We start from the raw sequence: 16,771 nt of genomic DNA on the forward strand, positions 1-16,771 counted from the left end.
GGCCGCCTGGTCCTGGCGAACGGGAACGAGGACGCGCCGAACCGGCGGACCACCCAGCCCGCCGTCCACGGCATCGGCATTCAGCGGCCCGTCGGCGGCCGCAACGACCACGCCTTTTCTCCCGATGCTCCGGCGTCTTCCCCACGAACAATGGCCTGGCGGGCGATCGGCTGGGCCCAAAACCAGGCTCTGCTCCTCGCGCGGTGATCCGCGCCGCGCGAGCGGGCGACGCCGTCTGAGCGGCACGTCGTCCCGGGTCGGACCTGCTGGTTCTCGCAGGTCCGACCGGGGCTGCAGAGACTTCCAGCTGTCATCCCTCGCCGGAGTAGCCTTCCTGTCCCTTCGCCGGGGTGTAGCCGGTGGCTGAGCCGTGGTACGTGGACGTGACCTGGTTCCGGCGGGAGGGATCCGCGCTGACGCCGGTGATGATGAAGGAGGAGACCTCGTTGTCAAACCCGTCGGTCAGGTTGTACTGATCCCCTCCGACCCCGTCGCGCCGAGGGCCGATGGTCGTCCTCTCGCCGGAGAACCCCGCAGCCGTGAAGAGAGTGATGCTCCATCCCTTGGCGATGGCCAGGCTGGAGATCGCATCGTTGCCGATCTGCCTCGCGATGTCGTCCATGTCATGCCGGCCGCCACCAAACCCTGCGTGCTTGCCCTTGCAGTTCCTCCGGTGAAGACATACACCCCGTTGGTGGGGTTGAGGATCCTCTCCGCATCGGCGGCCTTCGTGGCGGCTTCCCTTCCGGCCCGCTCGCTCTCGATGCTCTGGTTCACCAAGATGACCTGCAAGAACTCGGCGAGGTCCTCGTCGTGGGCCGCCCTGTCCTTCAGGCCGGTCATGCCCTCGTGGAAGGTGCCCCCCTTTGCGTAGAGGGCCATCACACGTTTGGCAAGATCCAGGTCGACGAGGGACTCATCGACAAGGAGCGTGGCGATGAGTTCGTCGGCGAGGGCCTTGTTGCCCATGAGCTTGTCTGCGAAGGCCTTGTCGTCGAGGGTCTTGTTGACGAAGGTTTTGTCCTTGATGTCCATGGAGCAGAAGCTACGTGCCTGTTCGGGGCAGGTTCTGCTCTGACACCCAGGAACGCGGCCGAGTTGACGACGCTATTCGCCCACCTGCAGGCCGACGGCAACAGCCCGAACTCCTCACCGACTCCAGGCTCAGGCGCAGGCTGCTGATCACGGGGTGAGGACGAAACCCTGACGGCCGCGCCTTCCAGCGGACCGGCGCGGCCGTCGCGACGATGGAACCGTCCGGCCGGTCCGGTGTGGGTTGAGTCAGGGGACGCGTACGGGACTGGGCGAGCTCCCGGGCACCGCCCCAAGGCCTTCCGGCGCGTCCCCTACCTCCGCCCCAAGGCCTTCCGGCACGTCCCCTACCTCCGCCCCGTGGCCCTCCGGCGCGCCGAACCACGCCACCGCGACCGCGCCCACGACCGCGAGGACAAAGCCGAGGACAGCGAGCCAGGCGAAACCCGGACGCGAGGCATCACCCAGCCACCACACCCCGATCATGCCGGGGAGCACCGTCTCGCCCACCACCAACGCCGCCGTCGCCCCGTTCACCGAACCGATCTGGAGCGCGACGGTGTGCAGATACATGCCGCCGATCCCCGCGACGAGAATCGCGTACAGCGCCGGATCGGTAAGGAGCGTGCCGAGGTCGAAGGGTTCGACGCCGTTCAGGATCCGCACCCCGACACCCAGCGCGCCGAAGCCGAGCCCAGAAAGCAGACCGGCCAGGATCGCCGCCCGCGCGCCAAGGAGACGTACGAGAACTGTGCCGCCCACCATGAGGAGCAGGGCGATCGCAAGCAGCCACCAGTGCGTGGCGGCCTGAGTGTGCCCACTGCCCTCCGGGCCCGCGGCGCTCGCCAGGAGCACCAGCGCGGAGCAGACCACACCGATCGATGTCCACTCCGCGCGGGTGAGCCGGATCCCGAGCAGCCGGACGCTCAGGACCGCCGTGACGACCAGATTCGCGCTGATCACGGTCTGGGACAGGAAGAGCGGCAGCAGCCGGGCCGCAAGCGCCCCGAGACCGAAACCGATGAAGTCCAGGATCGTGCCGACGACGAACTCCCAGGTCGTCGCCGCCTTCGCCGTGGAGGACAGACTCGGCCCCCCGCGCTCCGTGAGCCGACCCGCGGCCGCCTCACGCCGGGCGGACTTGCGCGACCCGACGGCCTGCAGGACGGAACCCGTGCCGTAACAGATCGAGGCGGCGATGGCGGTCAGCAGTCCTATGAGCACCGAGTGGCTCCGTTCTAAAAGGGTTGGTACGGACTGCCAGACGTGGCATCGGGCGTCGAAGTTGCCTCCCGTAGCCACCCAGTGATCTGCCCCACCAGCCCCCTGCCGGGATGCCGCCGGCCCCCTTTCAAGGCTTCCAGCTTCAGCGGCCAACCGAAGAAGTAGTGTCGACCCACTCCCCCGGTTCTGCTCTTCGTCGCGTTGACAGGCCGCTTGGGCACCCTGCCGTGCCCACCCGTGGGGAGCACCCATGTCCGCCGGCGTGCCCGCGCCGGCGTGGTGATGTGCCTGTCTACCCGAGGAGGGCGGCACCGGCCTTGTAGTCGGCAGCCTGAGTCGGGGTCAGGTAGTGGCTGACGCGAACGAGCACGGTGCCGCTGACATAGTCGTACTCGACAAGCATGGGCATGCCCGCGAACAGGGAGCAGCACATGGTGGGGGTCGACCAGGGTTCCGGGGAGCGGGTAGCGGTCGGGGCGAAGGCGTCCGCGCTCGCGCGGCTGCTCGCGGAGACGGGGCGGGACCCTACCGGTTTCGTGCGGCCGAGAGGATCGGCCGGCTGTCAGTGACCCTTCTTATGCTGACGTCATGGAGATCACCAAGTCGATACTTGCGGAGGCCTGGCGGCGGACGGCTGCCGGACACGCCCTGCTCCACGAGGTCGGGTTGCCGCCCGTGGCCCTCTCGGACGACGAGCTGGAGGCATGTGCCGAGCGCGCTGAGGAGACGGAGGACGGCGGCCTGTGTCTGTTGCTTGACGAGGACGGCACGGTGCGTGGCCATCACGGCGCCTACCGGGAGGTCTTTGCGACCCGAGACCTCGAACAGGTGCTTTACCTGATCGCCGAGGCCGCGATGAGCCGGCACGGCCGCAGCCCCGAGGAGACGGCAGTCGCGCTGGACCGGATCGATCCGGCCTGGGGCAGACGGTTCCGCAGTGGCGGCCTGGACGACACGGGGGCGGTCGAGGTGTGCGGACGCGACCCGCTGGAGGGGCTTGCCTGGATAGCCGGGTCCTGGCGTGACCAGGCCCCGTACACGACGCTCGCCTTCTACCGCGCGGCGCCCGGGCAACTCGTCGACGCCGAGCGGCTGGCCTTGCTGTACGGGGCCGACCCCGCGCAGGTCGAAGCCGGTACGCGTCTGAAGGACCTGCTGGCTGTGGACAACGGCCGGGCCTACTGGGACCGCCAGTGGGAGAGCTGCTGCTTCGGGCAGGCGGGCGGGTGGACGTTCCTGCTGCACCACGACACGCCGCCGGGGGCTTACGCCGACAAGGAGGCGTACGCCGCGCTCGGGATCAAGGAGAACGTCTGGCTGACCGCCACCTCCGCGAAGGCCATCTACACCCTCGACTACATGCGGGACGGCCGCCGCGTCGACGACGACTGGGGGATGCTGGAGCTGATCTGGTACGAGCGCGGCCGTGCCCCCTATCTGCGGGGCGGCGAGCTGGACTTCCTCAACCAGGCACTGCGGCGTGCCGAGCTGGACCACCCCGAACTGACCAACACGTTCGAGCTGTACTTCCACGCCTTGGAGGAATCGCTCGGTCTACGTCTGCCGCGCCGGGACTTCGCGGAGGGAGACGTGCGGGTCGCGTACTGGGCCGAGTCCAAACCGCCACGCAGGTAAGACGGCGAGCTCGCGTTCCGCCCCCGACCCGTCGTCTCGCTCAGCGGCCCGGGAATGACGCGGTCCTCCTGATGGAACGGCTGCCGAGTCCACTCCTGTCACCTGCCCCTTGCCTACCCCTCGACGCTGATCGCCCGGACCGGACAGGCGCGGGCGGCCTCGCGGACCAGCGGGCCTTCGCCGCCCCCGTCCTGGCCCGGAAGCACCTTCCCGAACCCGTCGTCGTCCTGGGTGAAGACGTCCGGGGAGGTCAGGGCGCACTGCCCGGCGCCGATACAGAGTTCCCCGTCGATGGAGATGCGCATCCGTGCGGTCCTTTCACCATGTGACGGGGAGCTCGAGCATCCCCTGGATCGTGTCGCCGGGCTTGAAAAGGATCTCTTCGGTGGGGACGGCCAGCCGCAGCCCCGGCAGCCGGCGGAGCAGCGTCCCGAGCGCGATCTCCATCTCCGCGCGCGCCAGGTTCTGCCCCAGGCACTGATGGATGCCGAAGCCGAAGGCCAGGTGGTGCCGTGCCGAGCGCGACCAGTCCAGGGTGTCGGGATCGGCGTAGGCGGCGGCGTCCCGGTTGATGACGGAGGTCGAGAAGACCACGCCCTCACCCGCGCGGATGGTCGTGCCGTCGATCTCCACGTCCTCTCGCGCGACCCGCAGAAGCCCGTCCGCGATGGACAGGAATCGCAGCAGTTCCTCGACGGCCGCCGGTACGAGACCGGGATCGGCCTGGAGTTCGGCCAGTCGCTCGGGGTGGCGCAGCAGTGTGTACGTACCGAGGGAAATCATGTTCGCGGTGGTCTCGTGCCCCGCAGTCAAAAGGATCGTGGCGAGCTGTACCAGCTCCTCGCGGTCGGGCCCGCCATCCTCCGGCTGCCGCGCCACCAGGTCGTCGAGCACGCCCTCGCCGGGCTTGCGCCGTTTGCGTTCGATCAAGTCGCCCAGATAGCCCTCGAGCCGGGCGAGCGCGTCCTCGGTGTCCTCGACCGTCGGTCCGCGGAGCAGCCGAGCGGACTGCTCCTCGAAGAAGTCGTGGTCCTCGTACGGGACTCCGAGCAGGTCGCAGATCACGATCGAGGGCACCGGCAGCGCGAACGCGCTCACCAGCTCGGCCGGCGGGCCCGCAGCCTCCATCGCGTCGAGGAGCCGGTCCACGGTCTCCTGAATGCGCGGGCGCAGCCGCTCGGCACGCTTGAGCGTGAAACTCGGGATCAGCATCCGGCGCTGGACGTTGTGCTCAGGGTCGTCCCAGCCGAGCAGCGCGGCGCGTCGGCGTCGGCGCACGGCCGAGGCCCGCTCGGTCGTGAGCGGGAAGTCGGGCCGGGTGGAGTCGGTGGACAGACGCGGGTCCGAGAGCAGCGCCCGGCCGGCTGAGTGTCCGCTGACGAGCCACACGGAGCGCCCGTCCCACAGGGTCACCCGCGACAACGGGCGCTCCTCGCGCAACGGGTCGTAGGCAGTGGGCGGGTGGTAGGGGCAGGTCCGGCTCTGGGGGAACGCCACGGCTTCCGTCATGAGGGCCTCGCAAGGGGCGAATCGGCGGCTTCGAGATTGATGCCGTTCCCACTACATGCCTCAGGCACCTATCTGGTCTACGCACAGTTCGGCCAATCCACCGGAACGGGGTCATCCATTCGGCAGCAGCCCGGGAGCACGTGGTCAGCACGCGCCATGCGTGAGCTCGACAGCTCTCGCTACCCTCTCCGTGCGCACGCGGAAGCCGTGCGCCACTCGTCGGCGGGTCGGGTCCGTCCGCGGACCCGACCCGACCCGACCCGGGCAGCGGCCTGGAACGGCAGGCGCCGTTCAAGAGGTCAGGAGCGCTGCACGGGCGGGCCGGAATCGACGGGGGACATCGCGGCCAGGACGAAGGCGTGCCCACCGGGATCGGTGTAGCGGCGCACGTCCGTGCGCCCGTCGGTCCGAGTTCCGTCGATCTCGGCGGCGATGGGCCGAGCTCCGAGCGACACCGCCTCGCGCTCCGCCTCATCGAGGGCATCAGGGGCCACGAAGATCTGCAGATGAGCCTGCTGGGAGTCCTCGGGGCGCGGCCAACTCGGCGGCGCCTGCCCGAGGTCACGGCGGATCCCGAGTACCACTCCGGCGCGACCGGAGACGAGGAGCAGGTCGTGGTCGTCTCTCGCGGGTTGCACGGTGGCTCCGAGCAGGGTCGCGTAGAAGCGCGCGAGGGGTTCCGGATCGGTGGAATCGAGGACGAGGACGCTGGTCTTGAGAACAGGCATGCATCCCGTCTGCCCCGCGGGTCCGTGGCCATGCTCCCCAGGCCATGTCCGGAGAGAGTCATGGGCGGCAGCGGCAGAGGCAGGCGTGGTGAGCATGACCTGGTAGTGGGTGGCTCGTCTGTCGTAGCGGGTGGCCAGGGCCGGGTTCTGCTTGAGCCGGCTGAGGCAGCGTTCCACGAGTTACTCCGTCGACAGGCCGTCATGTCGAGGCGGCGGCGGGGCGATCGTGGTCCGGCTCCCTGCTGATGGTTGGGTGGTGCCGAGTTCATCGGCAGGCCGTCGAGGCGGCCGCGGGCCGGTGCGGGTGCGGGCCGGTGCGGGTGCGGCCGCGGGCCGGTGCGGGTGCGGGCCGGTGCGGGTGCGGGCCGGTGCGGGTGCGGCCGCGGGTCAGGGGTTGCCTGTGAGGTGCTGCGCCCTTGTCATGTCGTGAGGTGCATGAGTTGTTCGGGGTGTCGGCGCGGTGGGAGTCCGCAGGAGGTCTCGCCAGTCGGCCTGCCAGTTGGCCAGCGCGAGGATGCCCATGATGAGGAGGTGGGCCGGTGCGGCCCAGCTCTCCACCGCCGGGTCGTGGTTGACGATGTGGGTGGTGGCCGCGCCGGTGAGGACGAACATCAGCGTCGTGGCACCCAGGAAGCGTGTGCGCCGGTCGGGGATCACGAGCAGGACCGCGGCGATACCTTCCAGGGCACCGACCACGAACCGCATCCAGGGCGGGTAGCCCCAGTCGGCGAACTTCGTGGAGTACGCCGAGCTGAATATCGTGTCGCCCGGCCAGTACTTGGTCACGGCGCCCAGGGCGAACTCCAAGGCCAGGAACCAGTACAGACCGGTCATCAGTCGCTTCGACATGCGTGTCCCTTCAGGGGGAAGTGGGCAGGATCGGGCCGCCGCGCGGCGATCTGCGGTGCCGCGGGGTCTTTGCTTCCGCAGGTCAGCCCTGCAGGGTGGTGATGGCCTTCTCGATGCGCCGACGGCGCGTCTCGGGCCTCTTCGCGCTCTCGATGGCGCGCACGTGCTCACGCTTGCGGCTGTAGGTGAGGCTGTCGTATGCGGCGCGGGCGACGGGGTCGTCGTCCAGGGCGCGCGCGAAGTCCGGGGGCTCGACGACGACGCGCGGCTCGGTGTCGAGCTCCAGCTCGACCTCGACCTCCTCGCCGATTCCGACACCCGCGGCCTGCCGGTTGGCGTTGCTGAGGCCCAGGAGGTGACGGCCTCGCAGGAGAGCGACCCGGCTCTTCCAGGAATGCCCGTTGAGCGTGATCGTCACGGGCGGCCGCGCGCCCCCGCCGAGCGCCGCCACCACCCCGGGCGGTACTTCCAGGCCCCGCATGGGCTCGGGCGGCTCGACGAGGGTGCGAAACTTCATGATCTTCCTCCTGTTGTTCTGCCATCTCACGGGGGGCGGGGAGTCAGGACGGCGTAGGGGCGAGGAAGGCGGCAGCCTCCCAGGCGAACCCGTCCAGGTCGGCGAAGGGGCCGGCGGTGCCGCCGAGGACAATGCGGTGCGAGCCGGCGCCATCGGCCGGAACGCCGAGGTCCTTGGCCAGAGCACGGCGCTTGTACAGCGCCAGCTTGATCGGGTTGGAGTGGCCGGGGGTGAACTCGGCGTACTTGCCACCGAAGCTCTTCGCCACGCTCAGGCCCCGGCCGACGTAGAACTCCTTGGTGGCCTTCACGCTCTCGACGCCGATCAGCAGGACGACCTCGTCGATCTCACGGGTGGCGGGGCCGGTGTCCTTCTTCGCCGAGGTCGCGATCTTCCAGATCGTCCCGTCCGGGGCCTGGACGACGCCGCCGTAACCCCACAACGACTTCGCCGCGGGCTTCAGCACCGTGGCGCCGGCCTCAACGGCGGCGCCGACGAAGTTGTCGACGGTGCCCGGACCGGACACCGTGAGCGCCAGGGTGAAGCCACGGAAGCCGGTGGCGTGTGCCTCGGACGCCCTCAGGCGGATGTACGTGTCCACGCCGAAGGCGCTGTAGAAGCGGCGAGCGGCCTCAAGATCAGCCACCTCAAGAGTGACGGACGTGAGGGACGTGTGGGCTGCGGTGGAAGCGGTGGTTGCCATGACCATCACGCTAGAGGCCGGGCGGCACCCGGGGCTTCTCGAATCCTGACCGGTCGGTCGACGGCCGGCTCGGTGAAGCCGATGGTGAACGTCCCCAGCGACACGCAGGCGGCAACGGCCGATACGGCTGGAACCCGCACCCGGCCAGCAACCCATCCCTACGTGGAGGCGCTCCCATCCTCAGGAAGAAAGCATCCGCTGGGGCGGACGACGTCTCTCGGAAGCGGCCCGACCGTCTGCCGCACGATCAGACATCACCCTGGACGAGGGCATGCAGGTGCTCGTCATGCCATCCGTCTGCGTGCAGCAGCGCGCTGCGCATGGTGCCTTCGAGGGAGTATCCAGCCTTGTCCGCAACACGACAGGATGCCTGGTTGGCCACCGAGTGACACAGTCGCAGGCGATGCAGGCCAAGGTCTTTCAAGGCCCACTCGCTGACGCGCTTCGTGGCTTCGACCACCACACCGCCCCCGCGCGCTGCGGGGAGGATCCAGTAGACGATCTCGGCGCTGCCACCGCTGAGGTCGATGTCGCCCCACCCGATCAGGCCGACGGCCTCCTCCTCAGGTCGAGCGATGGCCCAGATCGCACTCAGCTCGGCCTGCCAACGCTCGTGCATGCGTTCAATCCTCTTGCACGCGTCCTCCGGTGTCTCCACCAGCAGGCGGTTCCACTGGCGAACCCCGGGATCCTGACTGCCGGCCACCAGGACGGCGGCGTCGGAGAGACGCCAGGGACGCAGCTCCAGGCCGCTTGGAAGGCCGAGCACCGGCTGGTCCATCTTGGCCATCTGCCCGGCCGGAACGACTGCTGGTATGCCTGAGCTGGAGATCATCGCGGCATCCTGCCACAGTCCTCAGCCGCGAAACCCGTCACCTGATGCCCGGTGCCCGGTGCCCGGTGCCCAACCATCAACCCGGCGAACCCATGCGGTCGCAGCGCTAGGCGGAACTGGTGGTGCCGGTAGTGCTGGTGGTTCCTGTGGCGCCAGTGGTGCTGGTGGGCGGGGCCTGCTGGTAGAGCGCCACCAGCACGCCGTGCACGGGCTGGCCCTCTCCGTCCTCCTCGGCCTCGTCGACCAGTCGGGTGAGGGTTTCGCCGAGTTCTCTTGCCTTCGCGGGGCTGAGATGCAGGTGGCGCAGTGTCAGGTGGGTCTCGGTGGGAGAGCGGTCCAGTTCCTGGGCGATCGCGGTGAGCATCGCGGTGGTGCCTGCTGCCTGGGGGTGGGCGACGATCATGTGGCGGGCCGTTCGCTGGAAGTACTGCTCCGTGCCGCCGCGGACCTGGCGGGTCTCGGCGATGTGGATCAGCCCGGCTTCGCGGAGGACTTTGAGGTGGTGGGCGACGTTGCCCTTCTTCGCGTCGAGTTGCACCGCGAGCTGGCTGGTGGTGGCGGGCCGGTGGCCCAGGGCGAAGAGCAGCCGCTGGCGCAGGGGGTGGGCGAGTGCGGCAAACTGCTCGGGCGCACCGATCTCCAGGACGTCCTCGGGGGGCGGCTGGTAGGAGGGCTGATCACGCATACCGAAAGTGTCTAAACTCTTTGACGCTTACGCAAGGGCAATGCTGTACTTCCTGCCGTGACGACTTCAACGAAGCTTGCGCCGGCCCCTGTTATCGACGAGACAGCCCGGCTCGTGATCGAGCAGTACGTGTTCCCCGAGATAGCCGAGCAGGTCGCCGGCCTGCTGCAACGGCGCCTCGCCGATGGCGCCTACGACGTCGACAGTGCCGAGGACCTGGCCCGTCTGGTCACCGCGGACCTGCAGTCCGTCAACGGCGACCGGCACCTGAGGCTCAAGCACCACACCGACCCGGTGTCCCCCAAGCAGGGTGCCGCCACCCTGGACGCCATGCGCCGGGACTTCGACACCTCACTCGGCGGTGCCCCCCGGGTGCAGCTGCTCGACGGCGGCGTCGCCGTGGTGGAGCTGGCACCGATGCTGTTTCCGCTGGAGTGGGCCGCCGAACCGCTGGGCGCCGCGCTCACCGTGGCCTCCCGCGCCCGGGCGCTGATCGTGGACCTCCGCGGCAACCGCGGCGGCGACCCCGACACGGTCGCCTTCGTCTGCAGCTACCTCCTTGACCAGCGCACCCACCTCAACACCATGCACTGGCGCAGCGGCGAACGCATCGAGCAGTCCTGGAGCCTGCCGCACGTTCCCGGCGCACGCTTCGGCGGCAGCAAGCCGCTGTACGTGCTGTCCAGCGACAGCACCTTCTCCGCCGCTGAAGAGCTGGCGTACAACCTCCAGCAGCTCGGCCGCGCCGTGGTCGTCGGCGAACGCACCCGCGGCGGCGCACACCCCTGCAAAGGCTGGACGGTGCATCCGCACCTGGAAGTCACCGTCCCCATGGGCCGGGCCGTCAATCCCGTCTCCGGCACGAACTGGGAAGGCACCGGAGTCCAGCCGGACATCCCCTGCACTGCTGCCGACGCCCTCGACCACGCGCACGCACTGGCCAAAGCCCGGCTGACAGACTGACCCGGACCACCGGTCCAGCCCACCGACCTCTGCGCCCGCGAACGTTCCGAGGGTAAGAGCCACGAGCAGGCGTTCCTCGCCCTCGCCCATCGACGTCCTGTGGACCTCATCCGCGACCGGCGAACCTGTGGCGACCGAAGCGTTCTCCCTGGTCTCGGCCAGGGAGTCGGACGGGGAGAGCAGGGCGTCGGTCGGCGGTCGGTAGCGGCGGCGGGCCTGTGGCGGTAGCAACCGGAAGAACGCGGACCTCGTGGACGACGGGCCCGCCGCCAGCTCGTACACCGCCGCCTTCATCACTGGCCGGCTTGCGCCGACGGACGGTGGGTCGAGGACGAGCCGGCAGTCAGCAGCCGTGGGCCTCAAGACAAGGTCCGGCGAAGAACTCCTGAACCCCCTGTGGCAAGCAGCACAGCGAACGCATCTGCCACCAGGGTCCTTCTCCGCCGAACCTCGCTGACTTTTCAACGAACTTGTGGCGCGGGACGCTAGAGCTCGCAGCTGATGCTGACGCCCCAGCCTCCACTGCCGTCGCTGTGGACCTCGACGTGGACACCGAAGGACTGGGTCGTGGAGTCGATGCCGATGTTGGCTCCCTCGACCAGCGCCTGACTCAGGAGCGCCCGCCACCGGAAGCCGTCGGCGGGGTCCGCCGTGGCCGTGTTCAGCTGGTCGCGCTGCTTGTCCGTGAGCACGAAGTACTCGTCCCCGAAGGCGAGGACGCCACGGGTCTGGATGATGTCGATCGCCCGGCGCCGCTCCTGCTCCTCCTCCTTCAGCCGCTGGATCAGCTCCTCGAAGGTCTGCGGGTTGAGCGCGGGCTTGGTGTACGTGGCCATGGTGTCTCCTCGAAGCCCATGGGTGGTGGTGTGGGCGCACAGCGGCATACGTCGGCGTACCTCGGACGCGACGGAGAACCGGTGCAAGGAAGCCGGCCAGAGTGAAGCCCGAAATCTTCCTTATTGCCCCTTTTTCACCGTACGCGCAACTCGCCTGCCCTGCACGGCGGAAGCCGCGCCGGGAGCCCCCTCACTCCCCTGGGCGCGGCGGACTGGCGACCGTGCAACCGCCCCCGGACAGTGGCTGGAGAGACAGCCCGCCAGGAGAGACCCGACCGAGAAGTCAGCCCCGCCCCGGAAGGCCGCCCCATGTCCGGACCCGTGGAACCGCTGCCCGACTGCGCAGACGACCCCACCGGCGCGCTACGCGCCATGTTCGTGGACCTCGTGCAAGGCAGGCGGATCGCGCAGGGGCAGGAACCCGCGCTGCGGCCCGTCTTCCTGAAGGCCCACGGCTCCGCCCGGGGCCTCCTCACGGTCGACGCCGACCTGCCCGAGGAGCTGCGCGTCGGCTTCCTGGAGGCGGCCAGGGCCCAGGGCGGGCTGACCGCGTGGGTGCGGTTCTCCAGCGACACCGTGCCCTCCCGGTCCGACCTGCGCACCACCCTCGGCGTCGGGATCAAACTCTTCGGGGTCCCCGGCACGAAGCTCCTGGCGGACGAGAGTGCCTCGGACACCCAGGACCTGCTGCTCCAGAACCACGACGTGTTCTTCGTCGACACCGCCCGCGACATGTGCGAATTCACCCGGGCCGGGGTGGTCGACAACAGCCTCCAGGCCTATCTGGACAGCCATCCGGTCACCCGAACGGTCCTCCAGGACATGGCCAAGGCCGAGAAGAGCACGCTGACGGCCACGTACGGGAGCGTGCTGCCGTACGGCTTCGGGGACGAGCGGCACGTCAAGTACAAGCTCGTCCCGGCCGGCTGCCCGGACGGCGATCCACAGGCCGTGCCGCCTGACGAGGACCCGTCCTTCTTCCGTGGCGACCTGCGGCACCGGCTGGCCGCCGGGGAGGCGGTTTTCGACCTGTTCGTGCAGGTGCGCGCCGACCCGGAGCGTATGCCCCTGGACCGGGCCACCGTCCGCTGGGAGGAGGCGGAGAGCGCCCCGGTCCGGGTGGCCCGGCTGACCCTGCATCAGCAGAACACGGAGGCCCGCGGCCAGGCGGCGTACGGCGAGAACCTCGCCTTCAACCCCTGGCACTCCCTGCCCGAGCACCGCCCGGTCGGCAGCATCGCCGAGGCCCGCCGCGAGGTGTACCGCGCCTCGGCAACCCGGCGGCGCGACGCCAACGGCGTCCCGGCGACCGAGCCCGGCCCCGCCCGGCCCGCCTCCACCGAGCCGCTCGGCCGCGACACCCACATCGTCCGTGCCGCGATCCACCCGGCGATCGGCGTGGCCCGGGTCGGCGACAGCGCCGAGGGCTTCTTCCTCGCCCCCGAGGTCGACGACGCGCCCGCCGAGGCGTCCTACAAGGACGCGACCGGAGCCCTGAAACGACAGGCGGTCCGATTCAGGGTGTACGGCTTCAACGCGGCCGGGCAGCCGGTCGCGGAGCTGACCGCGGACAACGCCGACCTGCGATGGACCGTGCACGTGGCCAACAAGAAAGGGGCCTGGTACCAGTTCCAGCTGGCACTGGACATCCCGGAGGCCGACGACGCGCCCCCGAGCAGGCTGCGCAACGCCCTGGTCCGGCCCCGGAGCCGGCTGGCCATCGACCCGGGCTCCCGGTCGGTGCGCGGCCGCGACCGGGCCGGACTCCCCGAGCTCCGGTTCGACACCGGCACGTTCCTCGGCACCCCCGTCTACCTGGGCGAGCTGCGCACCGACCGGGCCGGCCGGCTCCTCTTCCTCGGCGGCCGGGGCAAGGCGGCCTCGGCGGACAACCTCCCGGCGAAGGACTTCGCCAACAATGACGGCTGGCACGACGACATCGCCGACGGGCCGGTGCGGGCCGAGGTCCGGATCGACGGACGCTCCATCCCCGTCGAACCCGCCTGGGTCGTCGTCGCGCCACCGGACTACGCGCCCGGGCTCAAGTCCGTCCGCACGCTGTACGACCTGCTCCGCGACACGTACGTGAAGGCCGGCCTGCTGCCGCGCCCGCGGCTCGTCTCCTTCACCCAGGACGTCCTTCCGGTGCTGCGGCGGCTGTGCGACCTCCAGTGGGTCAACCAAGGGCTCGCCGTCCAGTTCGGCCACGGCGGCCGCGACCATCTGCTGGCGCCCGAGCGGCTCGCCCGGCTGGCGAGCAAGGACCCGGCTCACAAGGAACTGCGCCGCCAGGTCTGGGCGTCCCTGCGACACCTCGACCGCGACGGCATGTCCACCGTTCCCTGGCCTTCGGTGTACGGCGACGCCATGAATCTGCCGCCGGTCTCCCCGCGCCAGCACTTCGCCCTCTCGCCGCTCCAGTACGACCTGCTGACGCGCTGGATGAACGGCTCCTTCGTCGAGGACTTCCGGCCGGCCGCCACGCCGGTGACGAGGCTGGAGGACGTACCGCTCGCCGAGCGCCCCGCGACGCTCGACCGGGTCGCGCTGTCGTTCTGCCTCGCCGACGCCTTCCACCCCGGCTGCGAACTCACCTGGCCGATGCGGCACGCCACGCTGTACTCGACGCCGTTCCGGATCAAGCACCGCGAGACGGAGCTGCCCGACCAGCTGTACGGGAGCGTGCTCACCCCTCAGGCCGCGCTCGCTGTCGACGGCCCGCTGTACGCGCAGGGCCCCGGCTACCTCACCCGGTGGATGGCCGTTCCCTGGCACACCGACACGGCGAGTTGCCGCTCCGGCTACGACCAGGGGTTCGGGCCACGCTACGACCCGTACCTGCCGACGTTCTGGCCGGCCCGGGTGCCCAATCACGTCCTGGCCGAGGAGGACTACGCGATCGCGATGGATCCCGCGCGGCCGCAGGAGGAGCGCCGGCTCGCCTTCGAGCGCCGGTCGGTGTGGCTGCGCTGGCTCCCCACCGACTACGAGACCCAGATCAATGAGATGGTCCGGGACTTCGGCAAGCTCGGGATCGTCGAACGCCGCCCCGGCCCGCAGGACACCCCGGGGCTCCCGGAGACGATGCTGGTGGAGTCCGAGGTCACCTTCGCTCCTGACGCGGCACCGCCCCGCGAACGCAATCTGATCACCGTGCACGTGCAGGAAGCCGCGGATCCGGAGAGGCGGACCGACGCGGTGGCCGCGGCCGCGGCGCTGGCCGAGCCCCCCGACGAGGAGGTCTCGACCGGGTTCATCACCAAGATCACCCGCTTCCCGGGCCACCGGTGACGGGCGGCTGCGACGCGGTCGTGGCGGGCGCCGGGCCGGCCGGGTCGGTCGCAGCGCTGTGCCTGGCCCGCGCGGGCCGCGGCGTCCTGCTCCTCGACCCCCGGCCCGGTGACCGTCCGGCGGGGCCCGCCGGGGCGGCGGCCGCGACCGACTCCGACGGCTCGCCGCGAGACCTCCCGTACCACCGGCCGCGGGGGGCGGGCCCGTACCGGATCGGCGAGACCCTGCCGCCCGCCGCACGCATCTTGCTGCATGACCTCGGGCTGCTGGCCGGGCTCGGCGCCGACGGACACCTGCCCTGCACCGGCACCGAAGCGGCGTGGGGCTCCGGGGAGCTGTACGGGCGCGGGAACGTCCTGGACCCGCACGGGCCCGGCTGGCATCTGGACCGCGTCCGGTTCGACGCGTTTCTGCGCGGCGCAGCCGAGAACGCCGGAGCCCGGCCCGTGTGCGGCGTGGCGGTGCGCCGGACCGGGCAGCCGGGAGAGTGGCGGCTGGTGGTGCGGGAGCACGGGGAGGAGCGGGAGCTGCCCTGCGCGTGGGTGGTGGACGCCACCGGCCGACGCGCGGTGATCGCCCGGCAAGGCGCCGTACGCCTGCGGCAGGACCGGCTCGTCGCCGTGTACACCGTGCTGTCCGGCCCCGCACCGGCCGACCAGGACCTGCGCACGCTCGTCGAGGCGGCGCCGGACGGCTGGTGGTACACCGCGCGCGTGCCGGCCGGACGGCTGGTCGCCCATCTCACCGACCTCGACCTCGCCGATCCCCGGCTGCGCACCACCGCCGGGTTCCTGGAGCGGGTGGCCGGCACCCGGCACGTACGGACCCGGTTGGACGGCTACCCGGCCGGGCGGCGGCCGGACCCGCGGTGGGCTCCGGCCCATGGGCAGCGGCTCACCCCGCCGGCCGGGCCGGGCTGGGTGGCCGCCGGGGACGCCGCGCTCGCCTGCGACCCGCTCTCCTCCCAGGGGATCCTGACGGCCCTGCACACCGGCGTCCGCGCGGCGCGGGCCGTCGACCGCTGTCTGCGCGGCGGCGGTCGCGGCGACGAGGACGCGCTCGCGGAGTACAGCGCGTTCGTCGACGGGGTCACGGCCCGCTACCTCACGCACCACGCCCGGGCCTACGCGGACGAACACCGCTGGCCGTCGGCCCCGTTCTGGGCACGGCGCCGCCCCGTGGTCCTCGCGGGCACCCCCTTGGGGGCCCTCACGCCGGGTTGAGGCAGATGTTCTGCGTGGTACCGGCCATGGTCGCCTGGTCCAGGACGACGAGCCGGTTGACGTACCCCTCGCGCATGACGAGCAGCGAGTACCCCGACCAGATGCCGTCGATGAGGGCGATGAACTGGGCGTTCGCGTCGAAGGTGTAGGTGTTGAACCCATCCGTGATCCAGGACCACGGCAGCAGCTGCTCGTTGGAGCAGTCCCGCAGGATCAGGGTCACGACCCACGGGAAGTGGATGTCCGGGACGGTGGTGTCGCCCCGCTCGGCCCCCAGCAGGGAACCGTCCTCGAAGACTCCGCTCTTGCGCCCGCTGCCGGTGGCCTGTTCCGCGACCGTGGCGAACCGCTTGTGCATCGGGCTCCGCAGCCGCGCGGTCGAGCCGTGGCCCTCCGCCTGACGCAGGGAGATGCGGACGAACGCGGTGAGTTTCGCGGCGAGGTCGGCCTCGTCGTACACGGGGAAGAGCTCGGGGGGCACACACGGATCGACGGGGAGGGGCGGGAACCCGAGTGTGCCCGGCTCCGGGTCCTGGGTGCTCAACTTCTTGAGGAGGTCGTCCCAGTCCACGATGGGCATGGGCAGGCCCCGAAGCAGGGCACCCAGCTCGTAGATGAGTGCGGTCTCGGGGTGGGCCATCAGCAGCTGGGCCTCGAAGGACGACCCCTGAGACCCGCCGGCGTTCTGGTTCACCATCACCATCACCAGCTCCTGGTTGACGGGTGTACGGGTTGGAGGAC

16 protein-coding genes are annotated in these 16,771 nt (G+C 70.5%); 4 read left to right on the top strand and 12 right to left on the bottom strand.

From position 1 onward, the window contains the following. Positions 1-462: 462 nt before the first annotated feature. Both E0F75_RS00915 and E0F75_RS00920 read right to left on the bottom strand, forming a co-directional pair. A complete protein-coding gene (locus E0F75_RS00915; RefSeq protein WP_187620480.1) occupies positions 463-1,035 on the bottom strand; it encodes a hypothetical protein in 573 nt (190 codons plus the stop codon). A gap of 246 nt (positions 1,036-1,281) precedes the next feature. Continuing rightward, on the bottom strand, positions 1,282-2,256 hold the full coding sequence (locus E0F75_RS00920) for a hypothetical protein (RefSeq protein ID WP_229312409.1): 975 nt from the start codon (positions 2,254-2,256) through the stop codon (positions 1,282-1,284). A 588-nt stretch (positions 2,257-2,844) separates the two neighbouring features. Here E0F75_RS00920 and E0F75_RS00925 point away from each other — a divergent pair. Further along, entirely contained in the window at positions 2,845-3,891 is a 1,047-nt protein-coding gene (locus tag E0F75_RS00925) for a hypothetical protein (protein WP_187620481.1), read from the top strand. A 113-nt stretch (positions 3,892-4,004) separates the two neighbouring features. On the opposite strand, the gene E0F75_RS00930 is transcribed toward E0F75_RS00925, so the two are convergent. The 8 genes from E0F75_RS00930 to E0F75_RS00970 all read right to left on the bottom strand — a co-directional run bounded on the left by E0F75_RS00930 (position 4,005) and on the right by E0F75_RS00970 (position 9,717). Beyond that, entirely contained in the window at positions 4,005-4,196 is a 192-nt protein-coding gene (locus tag E0F75_RS00930; protein WP_187620482.1) for a ferredoxin, read from the bottom strand. 13 nt (positions 4,197-4,209) lie between these two features. Then, positions 4,210-5,400, bottom strand: a complete 1,191-nt coding sequence (locus tag E0F75_RS00935; protein WP_187620483.1) for a cytochrome P450 — start codon at positions 5,398-5,400, stop codon at positions 4,210-4,212. Between the two features lie 299 nt (positions 5,401-5,699). Further along, positions 5,700-6,128, bottom strand: coding sequence for a VOC family protein (locus E0F75_RS00940; protein ID WP_187620484.1), 429 nt, complete (start codon positions 6,126-6,128; stop codon positions 5,700-5,702). Positions 6,129-6,515: 387 nt separating this feature from the next. Then, the gene (locus tag E0F75_RS00950; protein ID WP_206706099.1) at positions 6,516-6,977 is read right to left on the bottom strand and encodes a DoxX family protein; all 462 of its coding nucleotides are present in this window, start codon (positions 6,975-6,977) and stop codon (positions 6,516-6,518) included. 82 nt (positions 6,978-7,059) lie between these two features. Continuing rightward, positions 7,060-7,494: a YdeI/OmpD-associated family protein gene (locus tag E0F75_RS00955; protein ID WP_187620485.1), complete on the bottom strand. Its 435-nt coding sequence runs from the start codon at positions 7,492-7,494 to the stop codon at positions 7,060-7,062. Positions 7,495-7,537: 43 nt separating this feature from the next. Next, on the bottom strand, positions 7,538-8,203 hold the full coding sequence (locus E0F75_RS00960; RefSeq protein ID WP_187620486.1) for a glyoxalase: 666 nt from the start codon (positions 8,201-8,203) through the stop codon (positions 7,538-7,540). A 241-nt stretch (positions 8,204-8,444) separates the two neighbouring features. Next, positions 8,445-9,032, bottom strand: a complete 588-nt coding sequence (locus E0F75_RS00965; protein ID WP_187620487.1) for a GNAT family N-acetyltransferase — start codon at positions 9,030-9,032, stop codon at positions 8,445-8,447. A gap of 106 nt (positions 9,033-9,138) precedes the next feature. Further along, positions 9,139-9,717 carry a transcriptional regulator gene (locus E0F75_RS00970; protein ID WP_187620488.1) on the bottom strand — a complete coding sequence of 193 codons (579 nt, stop codon included), beginning with the start codon at positions 9,715-9,717 and terminating at the stop codon, positions 9,139-9,141. A gap of 57 nt (positions 9,718-9,774) precedes the next feature. On the opposite strand from E0F75_RS00970, the gene E0F75_RS40295 reads away from it, so the two are divergent. After that, the gene (locus E0F75_RS40295; RefSeq protein ID WP_187620489.1) at positions 9,775-10,680 is read left to right on the top strand and encodes a S41 family peptidase; all 906 of its coding nucleotides are present in this window, start codon (positions 9,775-9,777) and stop codon (positions 10,678-10,680) included. A 485-nt stretch (positions 10,681-11,165) separates the two neighbouring features. On the opposite strand, the gene E0F75_RS00980 is transcribed toward E0F75_RS40295, so the two are convergent. Further along, entirely contained in the window at positions 11,166-11,516 is a 351-nt protein-coding gene (locus tag E0F75_RS00980) for a hypothetical protein (protein WP_187620490.1), read from the bottom strand. Between the two features lie 309 nt (positions 11,517-11,825). Here E0F75_RS00980 and E0F75_RS00985 point away from each other — a divergent pair, with 309 nt between their 5' ends. Together E0F75_RS00985 and E0F75_RS00990 are read left to right on the top strand one after the other, a co-directional pair. Next, positions 11,826-14,807, top strand: coding sequence for a LodA/GoxA family CTQ-dependent oxidase (locus E0F75_RS00985; RefSeq protein WP_187620491.1), 2,982 nt, complete (start codon positions 11,826-11,828; stop codon positions 14,805-14,807). Beyond that, on the top strand, positions 14,804-16,030 hold the full coding sequence (locus E0F75_RS00990; protein ID WP_187620492.1) for a tryptophan 7-halogenase: 1,227 nt from the start codon (positions 14,804-14,806) through the stop codon (positions 16,028-16,030). Before E0F75_RS00985 ends, E0F75_RS00990 begins: the two co-directional genes overlap by 4 nt. Here E0F75_RS00990 and E0F75_RS00995 read toward each other — a convergent pair. Then, positions 16,017-16,733, bottom strand: coding sequence for a hypothetical protein (locus E0F75_RS00995; protein ID WP_187620493.1), 717 nt, complete (start codon positions 16,731-16,733; stop codon positions 16,017-16,019). The genes E0F75_RS00990 and E0F75_RS00995 overlap by 14 nt on opposite strands. Positions 16,734-16,771 lie beyond the last annotated feature (38 nt).

This window comes from Streptomyces sp. CB02980, from assembly GCF_014451325.2.
Lineage (GTDB): Bacteria > Actinomycetota > Actinomycetes > Streptomycetales > Streptomycetaceae > Streptomyces.